We start from the raw sequence: 26,086 nt of genomic DNA, 5'->3' as shown, positions 1-26,086 counted from the left end.
CGACATTACGGAAACGGGAAACGGAATAGCGGGGTGGGAGGCGATCAACCTTCCGCCCCGTTTTTCATGCGCGGATGCGTGGCAGGCGGATCGTCACGATAAGGCCGGGCCGGGCATCGCCGAGCGTCAGTGCTCCCTGATGCAGCCGCGCCACCGCATCGGCCAGCGGCAGGCCAAGGCCGTGGCCGGCGCGATTGCGGCTCGGCTCCAGCCGCCCGAAGCGGCGCAGCGCGCGTTCGCGATTCTCCGGCGCGATGCCCGGCCCGTTATCACGCACCGATAGCTCTGCCGCATCGTCCTTTGCTGTCAGTTCGAGCGCGATCCTTGTGCCCGCGGGCGTGTGGCGCAGCGCATTCTCAACGAGGTTGATGAGCGCCTGGCTCAGCAATTGCCGATCCCCCTCGATCAGCACCGCGTCATGGCGCCCGACGACCAGCTCGTGTCCGCTTTCCGCGGCGACGGGGGCCATCATCTCGCCGAACTCGGCCAGCAATTGCCCCGGATCGAGCATCGCGAAGCCCGCGCGACGGTCTCCGCCTTCCACTTCGGCGATGCGCAGCGCCGCGGCGAACATCGCCAGCAGCGCGTCGCATTGCGCGATCGTCTCCGCGATCTCATCGCTCAGCCCCTGCGCCTCCGGGCGTTGCGCGATCAGCGCCAGCCGGCTGCGCAGCCGCGCGAGCGGGGTGCGCATGTCATGGGCGATATCGTTGCTTACGTTGCTGATCTCCGCCATCAATCCGGCGATGCGATCGAGCATCCGGTTGAAGGTGGTGGCCTGTTCGGCGAACGCCCCGCCGGACGGATCGACCGGCAGGCGCCGCTGCATATCGCCATTGATGATCGCGCGCGCGGTCTCCTGCACCTCCCCGATGCGCCGGCTGACCAGCGTGACGAACAGGATCGTGCCAGCGACGACGATCGCCACGATCGAGCCGAATCCGAACAGATAGAGCCGGTTGCGCGCGGCGCCGTGCTTGTCGATCGGGTCCGTCTCGGCGATCAGGGTCAGCGTCAGCCCGTGCCCCGCGTCGCGCACCAGCGCGCGGCCCGCAGTCAGCCCGGCGATGCCATCATTGGCGGTAAACGTGGATGATCCTTGCGGTAAAGGCCATGGGAGGCGCAGATTGCCGCCCAGCCACCGCCCCTGCGCATCGGTGAGCGCGAAGCCGACATCGGCGGTGTCGCGATCGCGCGACAATGCGGCGAGATGCGCGAGGATCGCCCGCGCATCGCCCGGCGGCGATTCGCTCAATATGTCTTCGCTTAATCCGGCGATGCGTTTGTCGACCAGTTCCGCGATCGAGCGGTGTATCGCGCTATAGGTGGCGATGCCGGTCAGCGAGATCGCGAGAAAAAGGGCGCCGAGGAAGGCGAGTGTCAGCGATCGCAGAGATCGCAGCGCCGGCACGGTCAGTCGCGCAGCATATAGCCGATGCCGCGCAAGGTGACGATCGGATCGTCTTCGCCGTTCGCCGTCAGCTTGCGGCGCAGCGCGCGGATCTGGACATCGACGATGTTGGTGGTCGGTTCGAAATCATAGCCCCAGACGCGCTCGATCAGCATCGCGCGGGTCAGCACGGTGCCCGCGTTGCGAACGAGTTCGGCAAGCAATTGCAGTTCGAGGCGGACAAGATCGAGCGGGCGATCGTTGCGCCACGCGCGGAAACGCGCCGGGCTTACGGTGATATCGCCGGCGCGCACCGTGTCGCTTGCGCCATGCGTCCATTGCCGCCCGCGCAGCAGCGCCTTCAGCCGCGCGTCGAGTTCGGCGGCGGGCGTCGGCTTCACGACATAATCGTCGGCACCCGCATCCAGCCCCTCCACCTTCTCGCTCGATCGACCGAGCGCGCTCAGCATCACCACGGGCAGCATCTTGCCGCTTTCGCGCAGGCGGCGCAGCACGGCGGTGCCGTCCATCTGCGGCAGCATCCGATCAATGATCGCCGCGTCGAACGGCTCGCGATCGGCGATCTGGAGCGCGGCGGCCCCGTTGGGCGCGACCGTCACCTCATGATCGAGCGCGCGCAATTCCTCCGCCAGCGTCGTGGCATAGCCCTCGTCGTCTTCCACCAGCAGCAGGTTCATCGCCGTTCTCCGCGCCCCCCTTCGCGCCGACATATGATCGTTGCGCCGGCATACCAAGTGACAGTTCTGTCATTGACTCGGCGGGCGCTTTCGCGTGGTGGAAAGCGCGACAGGCGAGGCGAGGGCGAAAAGGGCGCGTGATGGCCGAACATTTCGACGTGTTGATCGTGGGTGGCGGCCATGGCGGCGCGCAGGCGGCGGTGGCGCTCAGGCAGCGCAAGTTCGCCGGCACGATCGGGCTTGTCGGCGATGAGCCGGAACTGCCCTATGAACGCCCGCCGCTCTCCAAGGATTATCTGTCGCGCGAGAAGGAGTTTGACCGCATCCTGATCCGCCCGGCGAGCTTCTGGGCGGACAAGCAGGTGACGATGTTGCTTGGGCGGCGCGTCATCACGGTCGATCCGGCGGCGCATCGGGTGACGACGGCGGACGGCGCGACGATCGGTTATGGCACATTGATCTGGGCCACCGGCGGCAGCCCGCGCCGGCTGACGTGCGACGGCCATGATCTTGCCGGTGTCCACGCGGTGCGCACCCGCGCCGATGTCGATCGGCTGATGGGCGAGCTTGAGGCGACCAGCCGCGTCGTGGTGATCGGCGGCGGCTATATCGGGCTGGAGGCAGCCGCCGTGCTGTCCAAGCTCGGCAAGCAGGTGACGGTGCTGGAGGCGCTGCCCCGCGTGCTCGCGCGTGTCGCCGGTGAGCCGCTGTCGCGCTTCTACGAAGCGGAGCATCGCGCGCATGGCGTGGCGGTGCGGCTTGGTGCTTCGGTGGCGGGGATCGAGGAACATGGCGGCGCGGTGAGCGGCGTCAGGATGGCCGATGGCGGGTTGCTCGAATGCGAGATGGTGATCGTCGGCATCGGCATCGTGCCCGCGGTGGAGCCGCTGCTCGCGGCGGGCGCGGGCGGCGGCAATGGCGTAGATGTCGATGCACATTGCCGCACCAGCCTGCCCGACGTTTATGCGATCGGCGATTGCGCTGCGCATGAGAATGGTTTTGCGGATGGCGCGCGCATCCGGCTCGAATCGGTGCAGAACGCCAACGATCAGGCGACGACGGTGGCCAAGGCGATCATGGGCGAGCCGCAGCCTTATGATGCGGTGCCGTGGTTCTGGTCGAACCAATATGATCTGAAGCTCCAGACGGTTGGCCTCTCGACCGGCCATGATGCGGTCGTGGTGCGTGGCGATATCGCCGCGCGGTCGTTCAGCGTGATCTATCTGAAGCAGGGGCGCGTGATCGCGCTCGACTGCGTGAACGCGACGAAGGATTACGTGCAGGGCCGCGCGCTGGTGCTCGCCCGCGCCGCGATCGCGCCGGAGCGGCTTGCCGACGCCAGCGTTCCGCTTAAGGAAATGCTCGCCGCGTAAGACAGGAGCTTGGCCTGAGATGAAAACCCGTGCCGCCGTCGCGTTCGAAGCGAAGAAGCCGCTCGAAATCGTCGAGCTTGATCTCGAAGGCCCCAAGGCCGGCGAGGTGCTGGTCGAGATCATGGCGACGGGCATCTGCCACACCGATGCCTATACGCTCGATGGGCTGGACAGCGAGGGGCTGTTCCCATCCATCCTCGGCCACGAAGGCTGCGGCATCGTGCGTGAGGTGGGCGCGGGCGTGACCAGCGTTTCGCCCGACGATCACGTCATCCCGCTCTACACGCCGGAATGTCGCCAGTGTAAATCGTGTCTCAGCGGCAAGACCAATTTGTGCACCGCGATCCGCGCCACCCAGGGCAAGGGGCTGATGCCCGATGGCACGAGCCGTTTCAGCTACAAGGGCCAGACCATCCATCATTACATGGGCTGCTCGACCTTCTCGAACTTCACCGTGCTGCCCGAAATCGCCGTGGCGAAGATTCGCACCGACGCGCCGTTCGACACGAGCTGCTATATCGGCTGCGGTGTCACCACCGGGGTCGGCGCGGTGGTCAACACCGCAAAGGTGGAGCCGGGCGCGACCGTCATCGTGTTCGGGCTTGGCGGGATCGGGCTCAACGTGATCCAGGGCGCGAAATTCGCCGGTGCCGCGCGCATCATCGGCGTCGATATCAATCCGGATCGTGAGGAATGGGGCCGCAAGTTCGGCATGACCGATTTCGTCAATCCGAACAATGTCGGCGATATCGTCCAGCATCTGATCGCGATGACCGATGGCGGCGGCGATTATACCTTCGATTGCACCGGCAACACCGTCGTCATGCGGCAGGCGCTGGAATGCGCGCATCGTGGCTGGGGTGAATCCATCGTCATCGGCGTGGCCGAATCAGGCAAGGAAATCGCCACCCGCCCGTTCCAGCTCGTCACCGGGCGGGTGTGGAAGGGCACCGCGTTCGGTGGCGCGCGCGGGCGCACCGACGTGCCGAAGATCGTCGACTGGTATATGAACGGGCTGATCCAGATCGACCCGATGATTACGCACCGGCTGTCGCTGGACGAGATCAACAAGGGCTTCGATCTGATGCACGCGGGCGAAAGCGTCCGTAGCGTGGTGGTTTACTGATCGCGATGGAAACCGCTTCCACCAGCACGGCGTTCGGCGGTACGCAGGGCGTGTATCGCCACGCCTCCGCCGCGACGGGCACGGACATGACCTTCTCGGTCTATGTTCCGCCGCATGAGGCCGGCGCGGCGCTGCCGGTGGTGTGGTATCTTTCTGGCCTCACCTGCACGCACGCCAATGTCACCGAAAAGGGCGAGTTCCGCCGTGCCTGCGCGGAGCTTGGCCTGATTCTCGTCGCGCCCGATACCAGCCCGCGCGGCGAAGGCGTGCCGGATGACGCGGACGGCGCCTATGATTTCGGGCTCGGCGCTGGCTTCTATGTCGATGCGACCGAAGCCCCATGGGCGACGCATTATCGTATGTGGTCGTACATTACCGAGGAGTTGCCCGCGCTGATCGCGGCGAACTTCCCGGCCGATCCGGCGCGGCAATCGGTGATGGGCCATTCGATGGGCGGGCATGGCGCGCTGACGATCGGGCTTGCTTTCCCCAATCGTTATCGCGCGGTTTCCGCCTTCGCGCCGATCGTCGCGCCATCGCAGGTGCCATGGGGCGAGAAGGCGCTGGGCGGCTATCTCGGGCCGGATCGCGCGGGCTGGCGCGCGCATGATGCGGTTGCGCTGATCGAGGATGGCGCGCGCGTCCCCGCGCTATTGGTCGATCAGGGCGCGGCGGATCAGTTTCTCGAAGCGCAGTTGAAGCCCGAGCTGCTCGCCTCCGCCTGCGCGCGTGCCGGCATCCCGCTGACGCTCAGGATGCAACCCGGCTACGACCACAGCTATTATTTCATCTCCAGCTTCATGGCGGACCACTTGCGCTGGCACGCGGAGCGGCTGAGCTGAACCCGCCCGTCACCCCGTCTCAAGGGCGGGATGACGAGGGAAATATGCGCCCTAGCCAGGCATGGCGTGGTGAATCGCGCTCTCCCCCTCCGTTCGCCCGGAGCTTGTCGAAGGGCTGCTTGCTCTTGAGAGGAAGCGCAGGGCTTCGACAGGCTCAACCCGAACGGGATAGGTGTCCCGACTATCCCCTCCCTGCTTTCGCGGGGTGCTCTAACCGGCCCCCTCATCGACCGAATCGATTTCCTCCGGCGGCGCGACGTCGCGATGGACGCGCACCCCCGCGCTGACCGTCGAGCGGACGGCGGGCGCGATGAGTTTTGCCGCGCCGGCATTCGCGATCGCCGCTTTCGCGCTCGCGCCGGTGCGGTGGATCGTCACCGATCCGATCGCCTCGCTGCCGCCGCTTTCCGCCGCGTCACCGCTGCGATGCACCGTCACCCCCAGCGCCTCGGCCATGGTGAGGGGCGATCCGATATCGGGTTCGGCGCCATCGTAACGCTGGCGGAAGGCGAGCGCGTTTTCCATCGCGTCACGCCAGCGATAGAAGATGTGCGTGCCGACCGCGCCGATCCGCGTCAGGCTCGATGCCCACCACGGCAGCACATAATTGGCGTGATAATGCGTGGCCGAGCCAACCGGCGCATAGACTTCGCCCGCCAGCGCCGCCGCCGCCACCGCGCTGGCGCGTGCCCAGGCGCCCGGTTCGCGCGGGCGCAGCAACGATCCGTCGCAGGTGAAGGTGAACTGGCAGCCGGTGCGCCGCGCCGATCCCTGATAGACCACGCCGCACACGCTTTTGGGAAAGGCGCGATCGCGCACGCGATTGAGCACCACCTGCGCAACCGCGCGTTCGCCATCGAGCGGCTCGGAACGCGCCTCGTAATAAACCGCTTGCGTCAGGCAATCGAGCGCGCGCGCGGCATCGTCGGGCGATTGGCCGGCCACCTCGAATGCGGGCGCGCCATTGCGCACCGCCGGGGGCGCGAGCTTTGCCAGCGCGGCTTCCTCCACGATATCCATCGGCACGTCGAGATCGAGCCGCTGAAGCAGTTCGCGCGGGTTCTTGATCGGGCGCGCCGCCGCCGTCGCCGCGGGGGCGTATGTCGGCGGGCCGGCCTTGGGCACGCACGATGTCGCCAGCACGAGAGCGGGGACGGCGAGAAGAATGGGCCTCAGCATCGGCTCCGGCGCGAGTTGCAATCACGCCAGCGTAAAGGAGACGGGCTAAGGCACGGTTAACGCCGCCCCTCCGTGGCGGCTTGCCGCGCGCGCGCTCTTGCCCCACAAATTGCGCGCGCCGTCTGCCGCGCCAATGTTGAGAGGATGACCGGGGATGCACGACAGGCGCGCGCTTGGGGTCTGGCCGGCGTTGGCGCTGGTTGTCGGCAATATGATCGGATCGGGCATCTATCTGCTGCCCGCCACGCTTGCGCCGCTCGGCACCAACGCGCTGATCGGCTGGGGCATCACGATCGCGGGCGCGATGTGCCTCGCCTTCGTCTTCGCGCGGCTGGCGGGGATCGTGCCGGCGGCGGGCGGCCCCTACGCATTCGCCAATGCGGCTTTCGGCCCGGCGATCGGTTTCGCGGTGGCGTGGAGCTATTGGGTGCTGGTGTGGGCCGGCAACGGCGCGGTGGCCGTGGCGGTGGTGAGCGCGCTCAGCGTGCCCTTTCCGGTGGTTGGCAGCGGATTGCCGGCGATCCTTGTCGCGCTGATGCTGATCTGGGGGCTGGTGGCGGTCAACATCCATGGCGTCGGGCTCGCGGGGCGCGTGCAGATGGTGACGGCGGGGGTGAAGCTGGTGCCGCTCGCTGGCGTGGTGCTGCTCGCCGCGTGGCTGCTGCTGCGCGACGGCGGCGGCGCGCTGGCCGCCAACCCGCCGGTGCCGATCGGCCCGAGCGCGGTGGCGGGGGCGGCGGCGCTCACCTTCTGGGGGTTTCTCGGCGTCGAATCCGCGACGGTGCCGGCGGACAAGGTGGAAAACCCGACGCGCATAGTCCCGCTGGTGACGCTGGCGGGCACGGCGCTCACCGGCGCCGTCTATTTCGCGGTTGCCGCCGCCATCGCGCTGCTGATGCCAAGCGGGGAGATCGCCGCCTCGCCCGCGCCGGTCGCGGCGTTTCTCGCGCGCACGTTCGGCGAGGGGACGGGGGAGCTGGTCGCCTTGTTCGCGGCGGTCAGCGCGTTCGGCGCGCTCAACGGCTTCATCCTGCTGCAAGGTGAAATGCCCTGGGCGATGGCGCGCGGCGGCGTGTTCCCGGCCTGGTTCGGCAAGGAAAGCGCGAACGGCACGCCCGCGCGCGCGCATCTCGTATCGGGCGTGCTGGTGACGCTGGTGATGGTGCTAAACTACACCGGCAAGACGGGCGATCTGTTCGCCGAGGTGGCCTCGATCAGCCTTGCCGCCGGGATGCTCGCTTATTTCGCGAGTGCGCTGGCGGCACTGAAGCTGCTGCGGGGCGATGTGCCGGTGAAGCTCGCGGCGGTGATCGCGGCGGGGTTTGTCGCGTGGATGACCTATGGGCTGGGGCTGAAAGCCGATCTGTGGGGGCTGGCGCTGCTCGCGCTCGGCCTGCCCGTTTATTGGTGGGTGCGGCGCGGATAGGGCTCGGACGGCCCCATCCGCCGCGCGATCAGCGCCAGCACCGCCGCCCCCGCCGCCGCCAGCGCGACGCTGAGCGAGCCGATGCGCGGATAGAGCATGGCGCCGCTAACCGCGCCCGCCAGCAGCCCCAGCCACAATCGCAGATAGGCGATCCAGCCGTCCGCATCGTCGCCCAGCACGACCGCGGCGATGCGCTGGCCGAGCTTGACGAGCGTGCCGGTCATATAGGTGACGCCCACGGACACCTCGCCGTTGCGCAGGAAGACGTTGTTGATCGTGCCCATCGCCGCCGCCATCGCCAGCGCGGTCCAGCCGCCAGCGATGAACCTGTCCATCGCCGCCGCGACCGCGAGCAGCGCCGCCGTCAGCGAGAGCACCGCCATCTTGCGCGCGGTGCCGGTGGCGGCGGCGACCAACGCCCCCAGTACCACCCCGGCGGCGAACGCCGCGATCAGTCCGGCCGCGATCGCCGCCACCGCCGATCCGCCGGCCAGCCCCACCGCCATCCTGGTGGTATTGCCGCTCATGAAGGAGACGAACAGGCCGCCGAGCTTCACGAAACCGATCGCGTCGACAAAGCCCGCCAGCGCGGCGAGCGCGGTGGCGAGCGACTGGCGACGGCGATCATAGTGGATCATGCGTTCAGATAGGCAGGAAACGCCCGACAAGCGAGCGATCGCGCAAAATCTCATGCGCGGCGTTATGCCCCGGCGCGCCGGTGACGCCGCCGCCGGGATGCGTGCCCGATCCGCACATGTATAGCCCCTTCACCGGCGAGCGATAATCGCCATGCCCGAGCACCGGGCGCGCCGCCCAGAGCTGATCGAGGCTCATGTGCCCATGGAAGATATCGCCGCCGATCAGCCCGAACTTGCGCTCCAGATCGAGCGGCGAATGGATCTGCCGCGCGATCACGCTCGCCTTGAAATTGGGCGCGTGATCGTTGACCGTGTCGATGATGAGGTCCGCCACCTCTTCGCGCACGTCGTCCCACGAGCGCCCTTCGGACAGCACCGGCGAGAATTGCTGGCAGAACAGGCTCGCGACATGCCCGCCCGGCGGGGCGAGGCTGTCGTCCACGGTGGTCGGAATCTTCATCTCGACGATCGGCTTTTTCGACCAGCCGGATTTCTTCGCGTCGTCATACGCCGCGTCCATATAATCCATGCCCGGCGCGATGATGATGCCGGCGGTGTGATGCTCGGCCTTTTCCTTGCCCGGCAGCACGGTGAAATCGGGCAGTTCGGACAAAGCGACGTTCATGCGGAACGTGCCCGAGCCGAGCTTGTAATTGTCGATCCGCCGCTGGAAATCGGCGGGCAGGTCGCTCGCATCGACCATCCGGCGATAGAGCAAGGCCGGGCCGACATTGGCGGCGACGATCTTCGCCGCGATCTCCTCGCCGCTTTCCAGCCGCACGCCCACGGCCCTGCCGCCATCGACCAGCACGCGATCGACGGGCGCTTCGAGCGTGATCTCCACGCCCGCCTCCTCGCACGCGCGCGCCATCGCCAGGGTGATCGCGCCCATGCCGCCGACCGAATGGCCCCAGGCGCCAAGCTTGCCGTTCACCTCGCCGAAGACGTGGTGGAGCAGCACATAGGCCGATCCGGGTGTGGAGACGCCGGCGAAATTGCCCACCACCGCATCGAACGCGAAGGCCGTCTTGACGTGATCGTCCTCGAACCAGCCGTCGAGGAAATCGCGCGCCGATTTGGTGAACACGTCGAGCAGATCGCGCTGCGCCTCGATCCCCATCTTCGCCAGCGGCCAGCCCTGCGTCGCGCCGGACATCAGCGCGCGCAGCCCGCCGCCTACATTGGGCGGCACCTTGAGCGCGATATCCCGCAGCACCTGCGCCACCTTCTCCAGCGCGGCATCATAATGCGGATAGGTTTGCGCATCCTTCTGGCTGAAGCGGGCAAACTCCGCCTGCGTGCGCAAGGTGCCGCCGCCGAGCTTCAGATAGGTGTTCTCGAACGGGAAGAAGTTGCTGATCGTCCGCTCGATGATGCGATAGCCGTGCTCGTGCAGCTTCATGTCCGCGATCACCTTGGGGCGGAGCAGGCTGACGGTGTAGCTCGCGGTCGAATTGCGGAAGCCGGGGTGGAACTCCTCGGTCACCGCCGCGCCGCCGACGATATCGCGCCGTTCGAGCACGCGCACCCTGAGGCCCGCGCGGGCGAGATAGAAAGCGCAGACGAGGCCGTTATGCCCGCCGCCGATGATGATCGCGTCGTATTTCCTGCTCATTTTCGTCCCCGACCTCACTTCCGTCCGCTCAAAACCTCTCATCCGTCATTCCCGCGAAGGCGGGAATCCATTCGCACCGGCCATTTCGATAGAGCCGGAACGGTAGCGCATCCGGATTCCCGCCTTCGCGGGAATGACGGGGCGTTTCCCTCAAGCCCTTGTACCGTTCGGGCTGAGCCCGTCGAAGCCCTGTCCTTTTCTTCCGCGGAGGAAGGGCGGCCCTTCGACAAGCTCAGGGCGAACGGTGTGGCGTGCGTCTTTTCCTTCAAATCCCGTGCGGCCGGCGCGACCAGCCCGGCGCGGGCGCGCGATGCAGCCGCGCTTCGGGTATGCGATCCCTGATCTTCGCGGCGAAACTGCGCAGGCACACTTCGCTCGCGCCGATCGGCCCGACCGTATAGCTTGACGAGGCCATGCCCTGCTGCACGCGCTCGATCAGCCAGGTGTCTTCCGCGTTGACGACGCGGTTGATCCGCCAGTTGGCATAGCGCACCAGCTTCATCTCGCGCCGCGCATCGGGCAGCGCGAAGCACATCTCGCGCAGCACGCATGTGGTGGGCGAAGTCGGCAGCCATTGCATGAAGTCGATCTGGTCGGCGTAAATGTCGAACGCCATGTTCGGCCACAGTTTGTAATATAGCCACAGCCGCTGGTTTTCCTCCGGCAGATGCTCCACGCGCGGCAGATGCTTCTGATAGAAGCGTTCCCACACATTGTCCGACGGGCGATCGACGAGCTGGCCGGACATCTTGTCCACCCACCCTGCCGCCTCGATCGCGTAGCTTTTGCCGAACAGTCGCGTCAGCCCGTCATGCGCGACCGGGATGTGGAGATTGTCGGAATAATTGTCGCCGACATTCTTCCAGTTCACCGCGCGATCGCGCAGCCGCACATCGCTGATCGTGCGCATCTCCTCGAAGCGATAGGGCGCGATCTCGGCGTCGTAAGGCGCCATCATCTCCGCCACCGATGGGCCGCCATCATCTTCCAGCCGGATGAAGACGAAGCCGCGCCATACCGAAACCCCCACCGGGACCAGGCCGTTATCCTCCAGCTTCAGCGCGGGATAATCGCGCTTCATCGGCACGCCGGAAAGCCGCCCGTCGAGTTCGTAGGTCCAGGCGTGATACGGGCAGACCAGCTTCTTCGCGCAGCCCGAAGCGCCCTCCAGAATCCGCATCGCGCGGTGGCGGCAGACGTTGTGGAACGCGCGGATCGCCCCATCCTCGCCGCGCACCACCGCCACCTGTTCGCCGAGATAGGCGATCGTGCGCCACTCGCCGGGGCGGGCGAGATCGCTTTCATGGCAGACGATCTGCCACGAAGGGCGGATCACCCGCGCCATCTCCGCCTCGTAAAATTCGCGATCGGTGTAGATCCACCCCGGCAGCGAGAAATCCGCATCGGGATCGACAAGGGGCTGGGCGAGGGTGGCCATGCGCGCGACTCCGGTTGCTTGCTATACGATCGTATAATAAGAAACGCGCGCGGACAATCCCCGTCCGTGATAGCGACGTGACGTGACCAAAGCCGCCTTCACCCGCACCGATGCCGAGGAACGCCGCAGGCTGCTGATCGCGGCGGCGACGCGCGTGCTGGCGCGCGACGGGGCGAGCGGCGCCTCGGTCCGCGCGATCGCGCAGGAGGCGGGGGTGTCGCCCGGCCTTGTCACGCATCATTTCGGCGGGGTCGATGCGCTGATCGCGGCAACCTATGCGCAGGTGGGCAGCGAGGTGACCGCGGCGCTGGACGCGGCGGTGGCGGCGGCGGGCGGCGATCCGCGCGCGCGCCTGTCCGCCTATGTCGCGGCGAGCTTCGCCCCGCCGATCGCGGATCGCGCGCTGCTCGCGACATGGGTGGCGTTCTGGAGCCTCGTCATCGCGCGCGACGATGTGGCGCGGCTGCATGACGAGCAATATGCCCGTTTCCGCGCCGGGCTGGAGCGGTTGCTCGCCGATTGTGGGATCGCCGACGTTGCGCGGCGCCGCGCCGCGATCGCGATCACCGCATTGGTCGACGGGCTGTGGCTGGAATTGTGCCTGTCGCCCGATGTGCTCGATGCTGGCGAGGCGCGCTCGATCGCCGAGATGCAGATCGCGGCATTGCTGCGGACGGGGTGACAGCGCGGCCCGGCATCCCTACCTCCAGCCGAGTTCAACCGGGAGCAATGATGACCATCGCCTTCGATCGCCGTGCCGTTTTGCGCGGCAGCGCCGCTTTGGGCGCAGCGGCGGCCTTCCCATCCTGGGCGCGCGCCGTGTCACCCGGCATCGCGCGCCCGCTCCCGTCGGTTGCGGGGGAGGATATCCACCTGCGCATCGCCCGCCAGATGCTGTCGATCGACGGCAAGGCCCGCCACGCGATCGGCATCAACGGCACCGTCCCCGCGCCGCTGATCCGGCTGACCGAGGGGCAGCAGGTGCGGCTGCATGTCGAAAACGCGCTGGATGAGGATAGCTCGATCCACTGGCACGGGCTGATCCTTCCCGCCGAGATGGATGGCGTTCCCGGCGTGAGCTTCCCCGGAATCAAGGCGGGGCGGACCTTCACCTATCGTTTCCCGATCGTTCAGTCGGGCACTTATTGGTATCACAGCCATTCGGGGTTGCAGGAACAGCTCGGCCATTACGGCCCGATCGTGATCGACCCGGCGGGCGAAGATCCGATCCGTTCCGATCGCGAGCATGTCATCGTGCTGTCGGATTATAGCGCGCTCCATCCCCATGCCCTGTTCCGCAAGCTCAAGATGCAGGGCGGTTATTACAACCGCCAGCAGCAGACGCTTGCCGGCCTGCTCGCCGGGCGCGACCAGCCCGAGCGCGAGCGGCTGGAATGGGGGCGGATGCGGATGGACCCGACCGATATTTCGGACGTGACCGCGACCACCTATACCTATCTCGTCAACGGCCATGGCCCGCGGGATAACTGGACCGCGCTGTTCGCGCCGGGCGAGCGGGTGCGGCTGCGCGTCATCAACGCTTCGGCGATGACGACGTTCAACCTGCGCATCCCCGGCCTCGCGTTGACGGTGGTGCAGGCCGACGGCCAGCCCGTGCGCCCGGTGACGGTCGATGAACTGCAGGTCGCGGTGGCCGAGACCTATGACCTGATCGTCGAGCCGCGCGAGGACCGTGCCTATACGATCGTCGGCGAAAGCGTCGATCGCTCGGGCATGGCGCGCGCCACGCTCGCCCCGCGCGCGGGCATGGTGGCGGCGGTGCCCGCGCTCCGCCCGCGCCCGCTCGCCACGATGCGTGATATGGGGATGGGGGGGATGGATCATGGCGCGATGGCCGCGATGCCGGCGGGGGATGCCGCCTGTCCGCCCGAACATGCCGCGATGGGGCATTGTACCCCCGGCGCGCCCGCATCCGCGCCGATGAAGCATGGGATGCGCGATTTCGCGGTGGCGCCCGAGGTGAAGAAAACCCCCGCCGTCCAGACGATCTCACCCATGCCGGTCGATCGCACCGGAGAGCCGGGGCAGGGGCTGGCCGATGTGGGGCACCGCGTGCTCGTCTATCGCGATCTGATCGCGGCGGCGCGCAACCCCGATGTCCGCGCGCCCGGTCGGCAGATGCGCATCCACCTCACCGGCAATATGGAACGTTATATGTGGGCGTTCGACGGCGAGAAGCTGAGCGCGGTGAAGGCGCCGATCCCGTTCACGAAGGACGAGCGGGTCCGCGTCACCCTGGTCAACGATACGATGATGGGCCATCCGATCCACCTCCACGGCCACTTCTTCGAACTGGTCACCGGGCATGGCGAATATGCGCCGCGCAAACATACGGTGCAGGTGCAGCCCGGCGGCACGGTGACGTTCGACGTGACGACCGACGCGGTCGGCGACTGGGCATTCCACTGCCATTTGCTCTATCATATGCACGCCGGGATGATGCAGGTCGTCTCGGTTCGCCCGCGCGCGGGAGGCGCGGCATGAGGCGGCTCGCCTATCCGCTCGGGCTGGCGACGCTGCTGTGGAGCGGCGCGGCGATGGCGCAGACGATGGATCACGCCGGGCATGGCGGCATGACGATGCCCGCCGCCGACACGCCGCCCGCCGCTCAGGCCTGCCCGCCGGAACATGCGGCGATGGGGCATTGCAAGCCTGCCGCGCCGGCCGATGCGCACGCGGGCCATGCGATGCCGGCGACGGGTGGCACCGCGCTGCCCGCTGGCAACGCCCCGCCACCGCCCGCGCCCGTCGCCAATTACGCCGATCGCTTCTGGGGCGCCGAGGCGATGGCCGCGTCGCGCGCCGTGTTGCGGCGGGAGCATGGTGGCAGCAATTTCTCGCAGGTGATGATCGATCTGGCCGAGGTGCGCATCGGCGCCGGGCATGACGGCTATCACTGGAGCGGCGAAGGCTGGTTCGGCGGCGATATCAACCGCTTCGTCATCAAGAGCGAGGGCGAAGGCGCGTTCGGCGGCAAGCTCGACGGCGGCGAGGCGCAGGCGCTCTACAGCCGCGCGATCGGGCCGTATTTCAACCTTCAGGCCGGTGTGCGGCAGGATTTCGGCGGCGATGTCCCGCGCACCCATGCGACGATCGGCGTGGAGGGGCTGGCGCCTTACTGGTTCGAGGTCGATGCCGCCGCCTTCCTGTCGACCAGCGGCGAACTGACCGCGCGCGTCGGCGGGTATTACGATCAACGCGTGACGCAACGGCTGATCCTTCAGCCGCGCGTCGAGCTGAATCTGGCCGCGCAGGATATCCGCGCGACCGGCATCGGCGCCGGCCTGAGCGAGGCGGAACTGGGCTTGCGGCTGCGCTACGAGATCGCGCGCGAATTCGCGCCCTATGTCGGCGTGGCGTGGCAGCGGCGTATCGGGCGCACCGCCGATTTCGCGCGCGCGCGTGGCGAAGACACTGGCGCCGCCGCGCTGGTGCTCGGCATCCGGACGTGGTTCTGAAGCGTGGTGGCGTCAGGCGCCGGGGCGCGCCTGACGCCAGCCCTCACACGTCGAGATTGGCGACCGAGAGCGCATTTTCCTGAATGAACTCGCGGCGCGGCTCCACCACGTCGCCCATCAGCCGGGTGAAGATCTCGTCGGCCATATCCGCCTGGTCGATCGCCACCTTGAGCATCGAGCGGTTCGACGGATCGAGCGTGGTTTCCCACAATTGCTCGGGGTTCATCTCGCCCAGCCCCTTGTAGCGCTGGATCGACAGCCCCTTGCGACCGGCGGCGAGCACCGCGTCGAGCAATTGCGAGGGGCGCGCGACAAGGCTTTCGCCCTTGCCGATCGTCGCCGCCTGGCCACCCTCATCCTCGTCCTCGGCGATCTCCTCGGCGGGCGTGGCGCCCTTCAGCGGCACCAGCTTGCCCGCGGCGGCGAAGGCTTCGGCCTGCTCGGCGGCGAGCGTGTGGAGCTTGCGCGCCTCCGCCGATCCGAGGAACGTGCCCTCGATAACGTGGTGATCGGTAACCCCGCGCCACAGCCGCTCGAAATGGATGCCGCCCTCATCGGTCAGCCGCGCGGACCAGCGCGCCTCGCGATCGCCGGAATCGAGCCGCCGCGTCACTTCCGTAACCGCCGCCTCGCGCCGCGCGCGATCAATATCGGGATTGAGCGCGCCGCCCAGCGCCAGCGCCTCGATGATGACCGGATCGTAGCGGCGCGGCGCATAACGCATCAGCGTCCGCATCCGCCGTGCGTGCTCGACCAGTTCGGCGAGATCCTGCCCCGAACGCGAGCCGCCCACCGTTTCCAGGACCAGTGCCGACACACCGGCATCGACGAGATAATCGTCGAGCGCCTTTTCGTCCTTGAGATAGACTTCGGAGCGCCCGCGCGTCGCCTTATAGAGCGGCGGCTGCGCGATATAGAGGTGCCCGCGCTCGATCAATTCGGGCATCTGCCGGTAGAAGAAGGTGAGCAGCAGGGTGCGGATATGCGCGCCGTCCACGTCGGCGTCGGTCATGATGACGATCTTGTGGTAGCGCAGCTTCTCGGCGTTGAATTCGTCGCGACCGATGCCGGTGCCCATCGCCTGGATCAGCGTGCCGATCTCGCGGCTGCCGAGCATCCGGTCGAACCGCGCGCGCTCGACATTGAGAATCTTGCCGCGCAGGGGCAGGATCGCCTGGAAATGCCGATCGCGGCCCTGCTTGGCGGAGCCGCCGGCCGAATCGCCCTCGACGATGAACAGCTCGGACTTGGCCGGGTCTTTTTCCTGACAGTCGGCGAGCTTGCCGGGCAGGCTCGCGATGCCCATCACCGATTTGCGGCTCGCCTCGCGCGCCTTGCGCGCGGCTTCGCGCGCGGCGGCGGCGTCGATGATCTTCTGGATGATCGTGCGCGCGTGCGCCGGATTTTCCTCCAGCCATTCAGCCATCTTGTCCGCCATCAGGCTTTCGAGCGGCTGGCGCACCTCGGAACTGACGAGCTTGTCCTTGGTTTGCGACGAGAATTTCGGATCGGGCAGCTTCACCGAAACGATCGCGGTCAGCCCCTCGCGCATATCGTCGCCCTGCAGGCTCACCTTCTCCTTCTTCAGGATGCCGGATTTGTCTGCATAGGCGTTGAGCGTGCGGGTCAGCGCGGAGCGGAACGCGGCGAGGTGGGTGCCGCCGTCGCGCTGCGGGATATTGTTGGTGAAGCACAGGACGTTTTCGTAATAACTGTCGTTCCACTCCAGCGCGACTTCGATGCCCACATCGTCACGATCGCCGGTGATCGCGATCGGCTCCGGGATCAGCGGCTGCTTGGCGCGATCGAGCCACTTCACGAACGCGGCGATCCCGCCCTCGTAATATAGCTCGACCGTCTTCGGCTCCTCGTGCCGCGCGTCGCTCAGGAACAGGCGCACGCCCGAATTGAGGAAGGCGAGTTCGCGATAGCGATGTTCCAGCTTCTCGAAATCGAATTCGACGATCTTGAACGTCGCCGGAGAGGGCAGGAAGGTGACGCGCGTGCCCTTCTTCCCTTCCGCCTTGCCGACCACCTTGAGCGGGGCGGTGGCGTCGCCATGGGCGAAGCGCATGTAATGCTCCTCGCCATCGCGCCAGATGGTGAGATCGAGCCATTCGCTGAGCGCGTTGACCACGCTGACGCCGACGCCGTGCAGCCCGCCCGATACCTTATAGGCGTTGTCGTCCGACGTATTCTCGAATTTGCCGCCGGCGTGGAGCTGGGTCATGATGACCTCCGCCGCCGATACGCCTTCTTCCGGGTGAATGCCGGTCGGGATGCCGCGCCCGTTATCCGTCACCGAAACCGATCCGTCGGCGTTGAGCGTGATGTCCACGCGATCGCAATGGCCGGCCAGCGCCTCGTCGATCGCGTTATCGGAAACCTCGAACACCATATGGTGGAGGCCCGATCCGTCGTCGGTGTCGCCGATATACATGCCCGGCCGCTTGCGCACCGCGTCCAAGCCCTTCAGCACCTTGATCGAAGAAGCGCCGTATTCCGAATTCTGAGGATCTGCCATGCCGATCATATAGGCATTGCCGCGGTGCAACGAAAGCGAAATGGCGGAAGGGCGATTGGGTTGAACGCTAAGACGCCGCTGTCGGTGCGACGCCTGCGGCGGCGCCGTCATATCGGGTGCGGTCGCGCCGCGCGGTGGCCGGCGCGCGGCGATCGCCAAGTGTGAGGAACAGCAGCGCCGCCAGCGCCAGCGCCCCGGCGGAGACCGCCAGCGGGATCGCGTAATCGCCGGTGGAATCATGGAGTCGGCCAAACATCATCACGCCAGATGCCGTGCCGAACAGCGCCAGCGTCAGCAGCGCGCCATAGGTTTCGCCATAAGCGCGCAGGCCGAACAATCGCGCGGTGAGATAGGGCAGAAGGTCATTCTCCGCGCCGTGCATCAGCAGCGCGAAGAACACCACGGCGATCATCGCGACCGCGCCGGGCAGCGGCATCAGCAATGCCGCGAACGCCATGGCGGAAACGCCCGCGAATGCCGCGGCGGTGCGCTGCGCGGGAAAGCGATCGACCATCAGCCCCATCGCCAGCCGCCCGACGATCTGCGCCGCGGCGAAGCTGGTGACGAGCAGCGCCGCATGTTCGAGGCTTAGCCCGCGATCAATGCCGAACGGGACGAGTTGGGTAACCAGCCCGACGCTGGCGATGTTGATGAGCGCCGCCGCCGCGCCCAGCCGCCAGAAGCGCGAATCGCGCCGTGCCTCACGCCCGGTCATGCCGGCGAGAAACGTCTCGGGTGCGATATCCTCGGGCGCGCCGGCATGATGCACCGGCGCGACCACCGCGCCACGCAGCAGCAGCAGGACGAGCGGCAACCCGATCAGCGCGGCGAGCGCGGCGAGCGTCAGAAAGCCCGCCCGCCAGCCGTGATCGGCGATCACCCCGGCGATCACCGGCGAGAGCAACAATGTCGACAGCGACAGCCCGGAAGTCGCGACGCCAAGCGCGATGCCGCGATGCCGCACGAAACGCGGCGCGATGATCCGGCCATAGACCACCGCGCTCGTCCCGCCCACGCTGAGCGCCGAGCAGAAGATGAGCAATTGATAGGACCAGATCGAGCCGTTCGTCACGGTGAAACCAGTCAGCGCGCCGGCAAGCAGCAACGTGCCCGCCACGATCACCGGGCGCGCGCCGATGCGATCGGCGAGCCGCCCGATCAGCGGCACGATCAGCGCCCCGATCAGCCCGATCGCGGCGGCGGTCGCCATATCGCCGCGTGTCCAGCCGAACGTCGCGGTCAGGCCGGGAACGAACAGGCTCGACAGATTCTGCACCAGCCCCGGCCCGAAACCGATGCCGATCATCGCCGCGGCGACAATCCGCCAACCGCCACGCCACTCGCCACGGTGTTCCGTGGCGGCTACTCGTTCCCGCTCCATGGTTGCAGCGTAGCGGCGTGATCGCCGGGGTAAACCCCTTTGCGTGCGAACCTGTCAGAACGGGTGCGCGGCAACGGCTTCAGCCGAGCGCGATCCGGGACGCGCTGGCATCGACATCGGCGAACAGCGCCGGTTCCGTGCCCGTCATCCACACCTGCCCGCGCCCGGACAATCGCGCGAACAGCGCCGCGCGGCGGGCGGGATCGAGGTGGGCGGCCACTTCGTCCAGCAGCAATATCGGCGGTGCCCCCGTGCGCGCGGCGACCAGTTCGGCATGGGCGAGGACGATGCCGAGCATCAGCGCCTTCTGCTCGCCGGTGGAGGCGAGTGCAGCCGCGCGATCCTTTTCCAGATGCCGCACCAGCAGATCGGCGCGATGCGGCCCCGCCAATGTGCGACCGGCGGCGATATCGCGGGTGCGCCCGGCGCGGAGCTGGTCCGCGAGCGTGGCCGCATCGCCGCTCCACCCCTCCAGCGCCAGCGTCGCGCGGGGGAAGTCGCCGGCTGCTTGCCCCGCCAGCCGTTCGGCCAGCGCGGTGACCGTCTCGCGCCGCACCGCGTCGATCGCGGCGCCATGTTCCGCCATCCGGCGTTCGAGCGCGGCGAGCCATTCGGCGTCCGGGCGATCCTCGGCGAGCAACCGATTGCGGCTGCGCATCGCGGCATCATAGCGCGCCGCGTGCGTGGCGTGGCCGGGAAACAGCGCCAGCGCGAGCCGATCGAGAAACTGGCGGCGGCCGGAGGCGGGCTCCGCGAACAATCGGTCCATCGCCGGGGTCAGCCACAATATCGAGAGCCGCTCGGCCAGCGCGTTCGCGGTGGCGCCGCCGCCGTTGATGCGCACGACGCGCCGCTCGGGCGCGGTGGCGAATGTGCCGGTGGCGATTTCGGTCGTGTCCGCGAGCGTCGCGGCGACGCCGAACCCGCCCGCGCCGCCCGTCCGCGCGATTTCGCCCAGCGCGGCGCGGCGCAAGCCCCGGCCCGGCGCGAGCAGCGACACCGCCTCCAGCACGTTGGTCTTGCCCGCGCCGTTCGGCCCGATGAGCACGACGAAGCCGCGCGTGGGCGCGAGCGTCAGCGCATCATGGTTGCGGAAGTCGGTGAGAACCAGCCGGTCGAGCATCGCACCGGCCATAGGCGCTGGCGGCGGCGCTGGCGACAGCGCTTGGCGCGCGGCATTGCTCGCGGTGATGGGGGGCATGGATGCCGGATGGCGGTCATTTCGATGGAGGGCGGTGCGCCATTTGAATCTCGGCGCACCGTGGCCCCCCTCCATCCTCTCTCCCGAGGGAGCGGGATATCTCTCAGGCGGCGAGGCGCCGCGGTTCCGGTTCAACGGCGGCGGCCTTTTCGCGCCGCTCGCTGAGATAGGAGGCCATTTCCGGCCCCAGTTCGTGCTGCGCCTTCAGATAGGCGGTGGGCGTGCGAATCCCCAATCGCGCGCGCGCGGCCTCGATCGGCTCGTGCAGCAGCGTCATGTAATCCTCGCCCGAAATCCATTTCGCGGCGCGACCGTGGCGATAGCCTTCCCATACCGCCCTGGCGAACAGCGTGCCTTTGGTGACCCGCAGGCTCTTGAGCGAGGCGGCGGCGGCGATGAACGCCCAGCCGAGCCCGCCGACCTGCGCATAGCTGAACGCGACGAGCGCGGCTTCGCCCAGGCTCTCATCGGCCTTATAGCCGGTCAGGACGTGCCAGATATCGTGCGTATCGCGCACCCGCCGCCCGAACCAGGCATAGGGATGCGGCATATCCTCGTCGCTCATCCCCTCGCGGCTCACATCGGCGAGGCCGTCGGCGGAATAGCCGGTGGTTTCGAGGAAATCGCGATAGGCCGCGCCGATCGTGCCCGGCGCGAACTGGCTGGCGAAGCCCGGTCGCGAGAAAACCTGCGCCAGCTCGACCTGCTCATAGGCGATCCGCCCGCCCTGTTCGGTGGCGATCAGCCGCGCGTAACCCGTCTCGGTCGCGCCGACGTTGAGCGAGCGCATGATGCGGAACACCTGCACCGTATCGTCGCCGTTGGCGAGCAGCTTGCGGATCGCGTCGAACGCGGTGCGCCAATCGCGCCGGCCAGTCGTGCCGGGCAGGGGAGGAAGGGTGGCGGCCATCGAATCGCTCCTTACTGACAGATATGTCAATAAGTGTTGTTCACACCCTTTGTCAATAATCCGCGACGCCTCACATCTGTTCCACGATCGCATCGGCCTCGTCCTCGATCACGCGCTGGCCGCGCGCCAGCGTGACGGTGGTGGCGAGATCCCACATCACATTGCCCAGCGTGCGCATGATATCGGGGATCGTCTCCACCGCGACGAGCAGCCCGAGCGGCGCGACCGGCGCGCCAAGCGTGGCGCAGACCGGGGAAATCGCGCCGACGAAGCTCACCGTGCCCGGCAGGCTCACCGATCCGAGCGAGGTGAGCATCGCCACCAGCGCGCCCGCCGCCAGCGTCGCGGGATGGAGCTGCACGCCGAACCAGGTCGCGACATAGATCGCCACCGCGAAGTTCATCGCCGGCCCGGTCGCCCGCAGAATCGCGACGGCGAGCGGCAGCGTGACGCCGGCGGTCGCCACCGGCACGCCCATCGCGCGCGAACTCGCCAGCATCGCCGGCAGCGAGGCGAGCGAGGATTGCGTCGAGATCGCCACCGCCTGCGCCGGCAATCCCGCGCGGATATACTGGCCGAGGCCGACCCGCCCGCCGATCACCGCCAGCGGATAGGCGAGCAGCGACACCGTGAACCCCACCGCCGAGACGGTGAGGATATAGTGGACGAGCGCGTGGAACGCCCCGCTCCCGGCCTTCGCGCCCACCACCAGCGCCAGCGCGAACACGCCGAGCGGGCCGATCCACAGCACCCAGCCGATCACCACCAGCATCGTATCGCGGATCGCCGAGAAGAAGCGCGTGAGCAGATCGCGCAATCGCGGCTCGATCCGCATCAGCGCGAAGGCGAAGATCAGCGCGAAGACGATCATCGACAGGAAATTGCTGTCGGCGGATGCCCTCAGCGCGTTGGCCGGAATGATGCCGGCGAGGAAATCGCCGACCGGAGGGACGGGCGGCACGGTCTCGGCGCCGGCCAGCGCATGGCGCAACGCGGCGGCGGATTCGATCGGCAGCGGCGCGATATCAAGGAACAGCGGCGTGAGGAACGCGGCGGCGATCGCCGAGGAGGCCATCACGATCAGGTAAAGCCCCACGGCGCGCCCCGCGAGCCGCCCGGCCTGCGCCGCCTCCGCCGTCGCGGCGATCCCGGTGACGAGCAGCGAGAAGACCAGCGGCACGATCGTCATCTGCAGGCCGTTGAGCCATGCCTGCCCGATCGGCCCGGCCACCGCCGCGACCGGATCGACCGCCTGCGGCGCGAAGCCGGCGATCGCGATGCCGCCGACGATGCCGGCGATCAGCGCCAGCAGAATGCGTGAGGATGGCGACATGCGGTTCCTTTGGCTCGCCCTTTTGATTCCGCGACGCTATCAGCCGAGCGCAGCGCGCGAATAGAGGAAGCGGACGCAGGCGATGGCAAGAAAATATTTCGGCACCGACGGGATTCGCGGCCTCACCAATATGTCGCCGATGACGGCGGCGATGGCGATGAAGGTCGGCATGGCCGCCGGCACCTATTTCCAGCGCGGCGAACACCGCCACCGCGTGCTGATCGGCAAGGACACGCGGCTTTCCGGCTATATGCTTGAATCCGCGCTGGTCGCGGGGTTCACCAGCGTCGGCATGGATGTGGTGATGACCGGGCCGATGCCCACCCCGGCGGTGGCGATGCTCACCCAGTCGATGCGCGCCGATCTGGGCGTGATGATCTCCGCCAGCCACAATCCGTTTGCCGACAACGGGATCAAATTGTTCGGCCCGGACGGGTATAAACTGTCCGACGAGGCGGAAATGGAGATAGAGGCGCTGATCGACGGCGTGGATAGCGGGGCGGTTTCGCTCGCGCCCGCGCCGCAGATCGGCCGCGCGCGGCGGATCGACGACGCGCAGGGGCGCTATATCCATTTCGCCAAATCCACCTTCCCCGATGATTTGAGGCTCGACGGGATGAAGGTGGTGGTCGATTGCGCCAACGGCGCCGCCTATCAGGTCGCGCCCGCCGCATTGTGGGAATTGGGGGCGGAGGTCGTGGCGATCGGCGTCACCCCCAATGGCCGCAACATCAACGATGGCGTCGGCTCGACCGCGCCGCAGACGCTTTCCGAAACCGTCGTGGCAAGCGGGGCGGCGATCGGCATCGCGCTCGATGGCGATGCGGACCGGCTGATCGTGGTCGATGAAACCGGGGCGGTGGTGGACGGCGATCAGCTCATGGCGATCATCGCCACCGCCTATGCGCGGCGCGGGCGGCTCGCTGGCGGCGGGCTGGTCGCGACGATCATGTCGAACCTCGGGCTGGAGCGCCACCTCGCCGCGCAGGGGTTGGGGCTGATCCGCACCGGGGTGGGCGACCGTTATGTGCTGGAGGCGATGCGCGCGCGCGGATACAATGTCGGCGGCGAGCAATCCGGCCATATCATCCTGTCGGATTACGGCACCACCGGCGACGGGCTGGTCGCAGCACTACAGATACTCGCCGAGGTGCAGCGTTCGGGCGCGCCCGCGAGCGAGGTGCTCCATCGCTTCGATCCGCTGCCGCAATTATTGAAGAACGTCCGCTTCGATCGCGGCGCAAAGCCGCTGGAGGCGCCCTCCGTGAAGCAGGCGATCGCGGCGGCGGAGGCCGAACTCGACGGTCGCGGTCGCCTCGTCATCCGAGCCTCGGGCACCGAGCCGGTGATCCGCGTGATGGCCGAGGGCGATGATCGCGCGCAGGTGGAGGCCGTGGTGGACCGGGTGTGCGAGGCGGTGCGGGCGGCGGTGTAGATTCAAGCGGTTGTTCGCGCTTCTCGGGCCGATATCGCGCGCTTGCTTTGATTTTGCCGCGCCTTGGCTTCTGTGTCATCATCGCGGCTCGCGATCCGGGGGGCAATGATGTTCGCCATATTGATGCTTGCCGCTACGCAGACGGGGGCGATTGCGGGAGAGGTGCAGCCACCTCGCCTCCGCAATGCCGCTGCGGTCATCACCCTTCAGGATTATCCCCAGACCGCGTTGCAGCATGACGAATATGGTATCGTGTCCATCGCGCTGAGTGTTTCGACGGAAGGAAAAGTCACGTCCTGCGATGTGACCGAGACCAGCGGATCGAACCTGCTCGACAAGCGGACGTGCGCGCTGTTCAAGGCGCGGGCGAAATTCGATCCCGCGACGGACGGAAACCATCAGCCGGTATCCGCAGGATTTCGCACCGCCGTCGCCTGGGGAGCGGACCCGTACTTTTCCAGCACGACAATCGGTTTCGATCTGAAGGTCTCCCGTGTTCCGGCCGGCTATCAGTCGCCGGTCCGGGCCAAGGTGATCTTCGACGCGACCGGTCACGCCGGTTCGTGCGATATCCTGCAATCAAGCGGCAGCGATGCGGCGGATCAAATCGCCTGTCAGCAAATCCGGCAGCAACTGACCATTTCCGCGCCGAAGAGCATGACGGCGACTGTTACGCCCGAGGCGGTGCGATCGGTGGCGGTGAGGCTGGTCGTTCAACCGCAGACGCCGTGATCGCAATCGTCTTCCGCTCGCCTCGCTTGAAGTGCGCCCGCTATAGCACCACCTCGCCCCCCTTCATCACATGCGCCACTTTCTCCAGCACGCGCACATCACTCAATGGATCGCCGGCCACCGCCACCATATCGGCATAATGGCCCGGTGACAGCGCGCCGATATCCGCACTCCTGCCCAGCAGCGCGGCGGAGACGATGGTGGCGGACTGGATCGCCTGCATCGCGGTCATGCCATAGCGCACCATATAGGCGAATTGCCGCGCGTTGATGCCGTGGGGATAGGCACCGGCATCCGTGCCGAAGGAAAGCTTCACGCCCATCTTCACCGCCTTGGCGAAGCCCTGGCGCTGCGCCTCGGTGGTATCGCGGTTCTTCTGGAGATATTCGGTCGGCCAGCCGTTTTTCGTCCCTTCCGCGTCGATCCAGTCGCCGTCGAAGATATCCATATCGAGCCACACGCCAGCGTCCTTCGCCATGCGCAGCCCCTCGTCGTCGATCAGGCTGGCGTGTTCGATCGAGCGCGCCCCGGCGCGGATCGCCGCCTTGATGCCCTCCGCGCCATGGGCGTGGGCGATGCAATAGCTGCCGCGCCGTTTCGCCGCATCACAGGCGGCCTTCATTTCCTCCGGCGTCAGTTCCAGCGCGCCCGGCGTCGAGCCGACCGCCAGCACCGCGCCGGTTGCGATCAGCTTGATGAAATCGGCGCCGCGCCCGAGCAGCAGATCGGCGGCGTTGCGCGCATCGTCGGCGGAGCGGACATAGCCCAGGCGCATGTCCGCCGGCACCGCCACGTCGGGCGCCGCGCCGGTCACCGCGCCGCCGCCATTGGGGATGGTGACATAGGCGCCGGCCACCACCATGCGCGGCCCCACCACGTCGCCGCTCTCGATCGCATCGCGCAGCGCGACATCGGAAAGGCCGCGGAACACGCCAACGTCGCGGATCGTGGTGAACCCGGCCTCCAGCGTTTCGCGTGCGCGGCGTGCGCCTTTAAGGATCGTCGCGGCGGCGGAATGGTGGAGCGCCTCCGCCGGGTCGCTGCTGTCGGCATAGCCATCGGCGACATGGGTGTGGCTGTCGATCAGGCCGGGAAGCACGGTAAGCGCCGACCAGTCGATCACCGTCGCTCCGGCGGGCGGCGGGGACCAGCGCGCGACCGCGACCACGCGGCCATCGACGATGTCGATCCGCTGATCCTCCAGCACCTTGCCGTGCTCGGTGTCGATCAGCCGCCCGGCATGGACATAGCGCGTCTCGGCTTGCGCCGCGCAGGATAGCGCCCCGGCGGCGAGCGTTGCCGCTGCGATCGCGATCCACCCCATTTCCCGTCTCCCCTTTTCGTCGAACCGGCGTCGCGCCGCTTC

The 26,086-nt window shown here is 67.6% G+C and carries 21 protein-coding genes; 9 read left to right on the top strand and 12 right to left on the bottom strand.

Translation table 11 applies throughout. The features are described from left to right. Positions 1 to 64 precede the first annotated feature (64 nt). Together Q0316_RS01240 and Q0316_RS01235 are read right to left on the bottom strand one after the other, a co-directional pair. Positions 65 to 1,411: a HAMP domain-containing sensor histidine kinase gene (locus Q0316_RS01240; RefSeq protein ID WP_298668455.1), complete on the bottom strand. Its 1,347-nt coding sequence runs from the start codon at positions 1,409 to 1,411 to the stop codon at positions 65 to 67. 2 nt (positions 1,412 to 1,413) lie between these two features. Continuing rightward, positions 1,414 to 2,088, bottom strand: a complete 675-nt coding sequence (locus Q0316_RS01235; protein ID WP_298668452.1) for a response regulator transcription factor — start codon at positions 2,086 to 2,088, stop codon at positions 1,414 to 1,416. A 140-nt stretch (positions 2,089 to 2,228) separates the two neighbouring features. On the opposite strand from Q0316_RS01235, the gene Q0316_RS01230 reads away from it, so the two are divergent. The 3 genes from Q0316_RS01230 to fghA are packed head-to-tail and all read left to right on the top strand — an operon-like array spanning position 2,229 to position 5,429. Continuing rightward, positions 2,229 to 3,461, top strand: a complete 1,233-nt coding sequence (locus Q0316_RS01230; RefSeq protein WP_298668449.1) for an FAD-dependent oxidoreductase — start codon at positions 2,229 to 2,231, stop codon at positions 3,459 to 3,461. A 19-nt stretch (positions 3,462 to 3,480) separates the two neighbouring features. Then, positions 3,481 to 4,587, top strand: a complete 1,107-nt coding sequence (locus Q0316_RS01225) for an S-(hydroxymethyl)glutathione dehydrogenase/class III alcohol dehydrogenase (protein ID WP_298668446.1) — start codon at positions 3,481 to 3,483, stop codon at positions 4,585 to 4,587. 5 nt (positions 4,588 to 4,592) lie between these two features. Further along, positions 4,593 to 5,429: an S-formylglutathione hydrolase gene (gene fghA / locus Q0316_RS01220; protein WP_298668443.1), complete on the top strand. Its 837-nt coding sequence runs from the start codon at positions 4,593 to 4,595 to the stop codon at positions 5,427 to 5,429. A 210-nt stretch (positions 5,430 to 5,639) separates the two neighbouring features. Here the strand turns inward: fghA and Q0316_RS01215 are convergent, their stop codons facing one another. Next, positions 5,640 to 6,608 (bottom strand): cell wall hydrolase, encoded by a 969-nt coding sequence (locus tag Q0316_RS01215; protein WP_298668440.1) that lies wholly within the window; start codon positions 6,606 to 6,608, stop codon positions 5,640 to 5,642. 154 nt (positions 6,609 to 6,762) lie between these two features. On the opposite strand from Q0316_RS01215, the gene Q0316_RS01210 reads away from it, so the two are divergent. Next, complete coding sequence (locus Q0316_RS01210) at positions 6,763 to 8,034, top strand: amino acid permease (RefSeq protein WP_298668437.1); 1,272 nt, start codon at positions 6,763 to 6,765, stop codon at positions 8,032 to 8,034. On the opposite strand, the gene Q0316_RS01205 is transcribed toward Q0316_RS01210, so the two are convergent. The 3 genes from Q0316_RS01205 to Q0316_RS01195 all read right to left on the bottom strand — a co-directional run bounded on the left by Q0316_RS01205 (position 8,010) and on the right by Q0316_RS01195 (position 11,725). Continuing rightward, positions 8,010 to 8,672: a DUF1275 family protein gene (locus Q0316_RS01205; protein WP_298668433.1), complete on the bottom strand. Its 663-nt coding sequence runs from the start codon at positions 8,670 to 8,672 to the stop codon at positions 8,010 to 8,012. The genes Q0316_RS01210 and Q0316_RS01205 overlap by 25 nt on opposite strands. Positions 8,673 to 8,676: 4 nt before the next feature. Beyond that, complete coding sequence (locus Q0316_RS01200; RefSeq protein ID WP_298668430.1) at positions 8,677 to 10,287, bottom strand: NAD(P)/FAD-dependent oxidoreductase; 1,611 nt, start codon at positions 10,285 to 10,287, stop codon at positions 8,677 to 8,679. Between the two features lie 265 nt (positions 10,288 to 10,552). Then, entirely contained in the window at positions 10,553 to 11,725 is a 1,173-nt protein-coding gene (locus tag Q0316_RS01195) for an aromatic ring-hydroxylating dioxygenase subunit alpha (protein WP_298668426.1), read from the bottom strand. Between the two features lie 82 nt (positions 11,726 to 11,807). Here Q0316_RS01195 and betI point away from each other — a divergent pair, with 82 nt between their 5' ends. From betI to Q0316_RS01180, 3 genes are read left to right on the top strand one after another with little or no spacing between them, the layout of a single operon-like run. Next, positions 11,808 to 12,407, top strand: coding sequence for a transcriptional regulator BetI (gene betI, locus Q0316_RS01190; protein WP_298668423.1), 600 nt, complete (start codon positions 11,808 to 11,810; stop codon positions 12,405 to 12,407). Between the two features lie 50 nt (positions 12,408 to 12,457). Beyond that, a complete protein-coding gene (locus Q0316_RS01185) occupies positions 12,458 to 14,230 on the top strand; it encodes a copper resistance system multicopper oxidase (protein WP_298668420.1) in 1,773 nt (590 codons plus the stop codon). Next, a complete protein-coding gene (locus Q0316_RS01180) occupies positions 14,227 to 15,204 on the top strand; it encodes a copper resistance protein B (protein WP_298668417.1) in 978 nt (325 codons plus the stop codon). Before Q0316_RS01185 ends, Q0316_RS01180 begins: the two co-directional genes overlap by 4 nt. Before the next feature lie 43 nt (positions 15,205 to 15,247). On the opposite strand, the gene gyrB is transcribed toward Q0316_RS01180, so the two are convergent. From gyrB to Q0316_RS01155, 5 genes are all read right to left on the bottom strand, one after another. Beyond that, positions 15,248 to 17,728: a DNA topoisomerase (ATP-hydrolyzing) subunit B gene (gyrB, locus tag Q0316_RS01175; RefSeq protein WP_298668414.1), complete on the bottom strand. Its 2,481-nt coding sequence runs from the start codon at positions 17,726 to 17,728 to the stop codon at positions 15,248 to 15,250. Between the two features lie 67 nt (positions 17,729 to 17,795). After that, the gene (locus Q0316_RS01170) at positions 17,796 to 19,034 is read right to left on the bottom strand and encodes an MFS transporter (RefSeq protein ID WP_298668411.1); all 1,239 of its coding nucleotides are present in this window, start codon (positions 19,032 to 19,034) and stop codon (positions 17,796 to 17,798) included. A 154-nt stretch (positions 19,035 to 19,188) separates the two neighbouring features. Then, positions 19,189 to 20,232 (bottom strand): DNA replication/repair protein RecF, encoded by a 1,044-nt coding sequence (gene recF / locus Q0316_RS01165; protein ID WP_298668752.1) that lies wholly within the window; start codon positions 20,230 to 20,232, stop codon positions 19,189 to 19,191. A gap of 181 nt (positions 20,233 to 20,413) precedes the next feature. Beyond that, positions 20,414 to 21,220: a Coq4 family protein gene (locus Q0316_RS01160; protein WP_298668408.1), complete on the bottom strand. Its 807-nt coding sequence runs from the start codon at positions 21,218 to 21,220 to the stop codon at positions 20,414 to 20,416. A gap of 70 nt (positions 21,221 to 21,290) precedes the next feature. Then, positions 21,291 to 22,553 carry a cation:dicarboxylase symporter family transporter gene (locus tag Q0316_RS01155; protein ID WP_298668405.1) on the bottom strand — a complete coding sequence of 421 codons (1,263 nt, stop codon included), beginning with the start codon at positions 22,551 to 22,553 and terminating at the stop codon, positions 21,291 to 21,293. 82 nt (positions 22,554 to 22,635) lie between these two features. Here Q0316_RS01155 and glmM point away from each other — a divergent pair, with 82 nt between their 5' ends. Both glmM and Q0316_RS01145 read left to right on the top strand, forming a co-directional pair. After that, positions 22,636 to 23,988, top strand: a complete 1,353-nt coding sequence (glmM, locus tag Q0316_RS01150) for a phosphoglucosamine mutase (RefSeq protein ID WP_298668402.1) — start codon at positions 22,636 to 22,638, stop codon at positions 23,986 to 23,988. A gap of 105 nt (positions 23,989 to 24,093) precedes the next feature. After that, positions 24,094 to 24,720: a TonB family protein gene (locus tag Q0316_RS01145; RefSeq protein WP_298668399.1), complete on the top strand. Its 627-nt coding sequence runs from the start codon at positions 24,094 to 24,096 to the stop codon at positions 24,718 to 24,720. A gap of 40 nt (positions 24,721 to 24,760) precedes the next feature. Here the strand turns inward: Q0316_RS01145 and Q0316_RS01140 are convergent, their stop codons facing one another. Continuing rightward, positions 24,761 to 26,044 (bottom strand): amidohydrolase family protein, encoded by a 1,284-nt coding sequence (locus Q0316_RS01140; RefSeq protein WP_298668396.1) that lies wholly within the window; start codon positions 26,042 to 26,044, stop codon positions 24,761 to 24,763. Between the last annotated feature and the right edge of the window lie 42 nt (positions 26,045 to 26,086).

Source organism: uncultured Sphingomonas sp. (assembly GCF_937871615.1).
Taxonomy (GTDB): Bacteria; Pseudomonadota; Alphaproteobacteria; order Sphingomonadales; family Sphingomonadaceae; genus Sphingomonas.
This window is presented reverse-complemented; position numbering and strand designations above follow the sequence as displayed.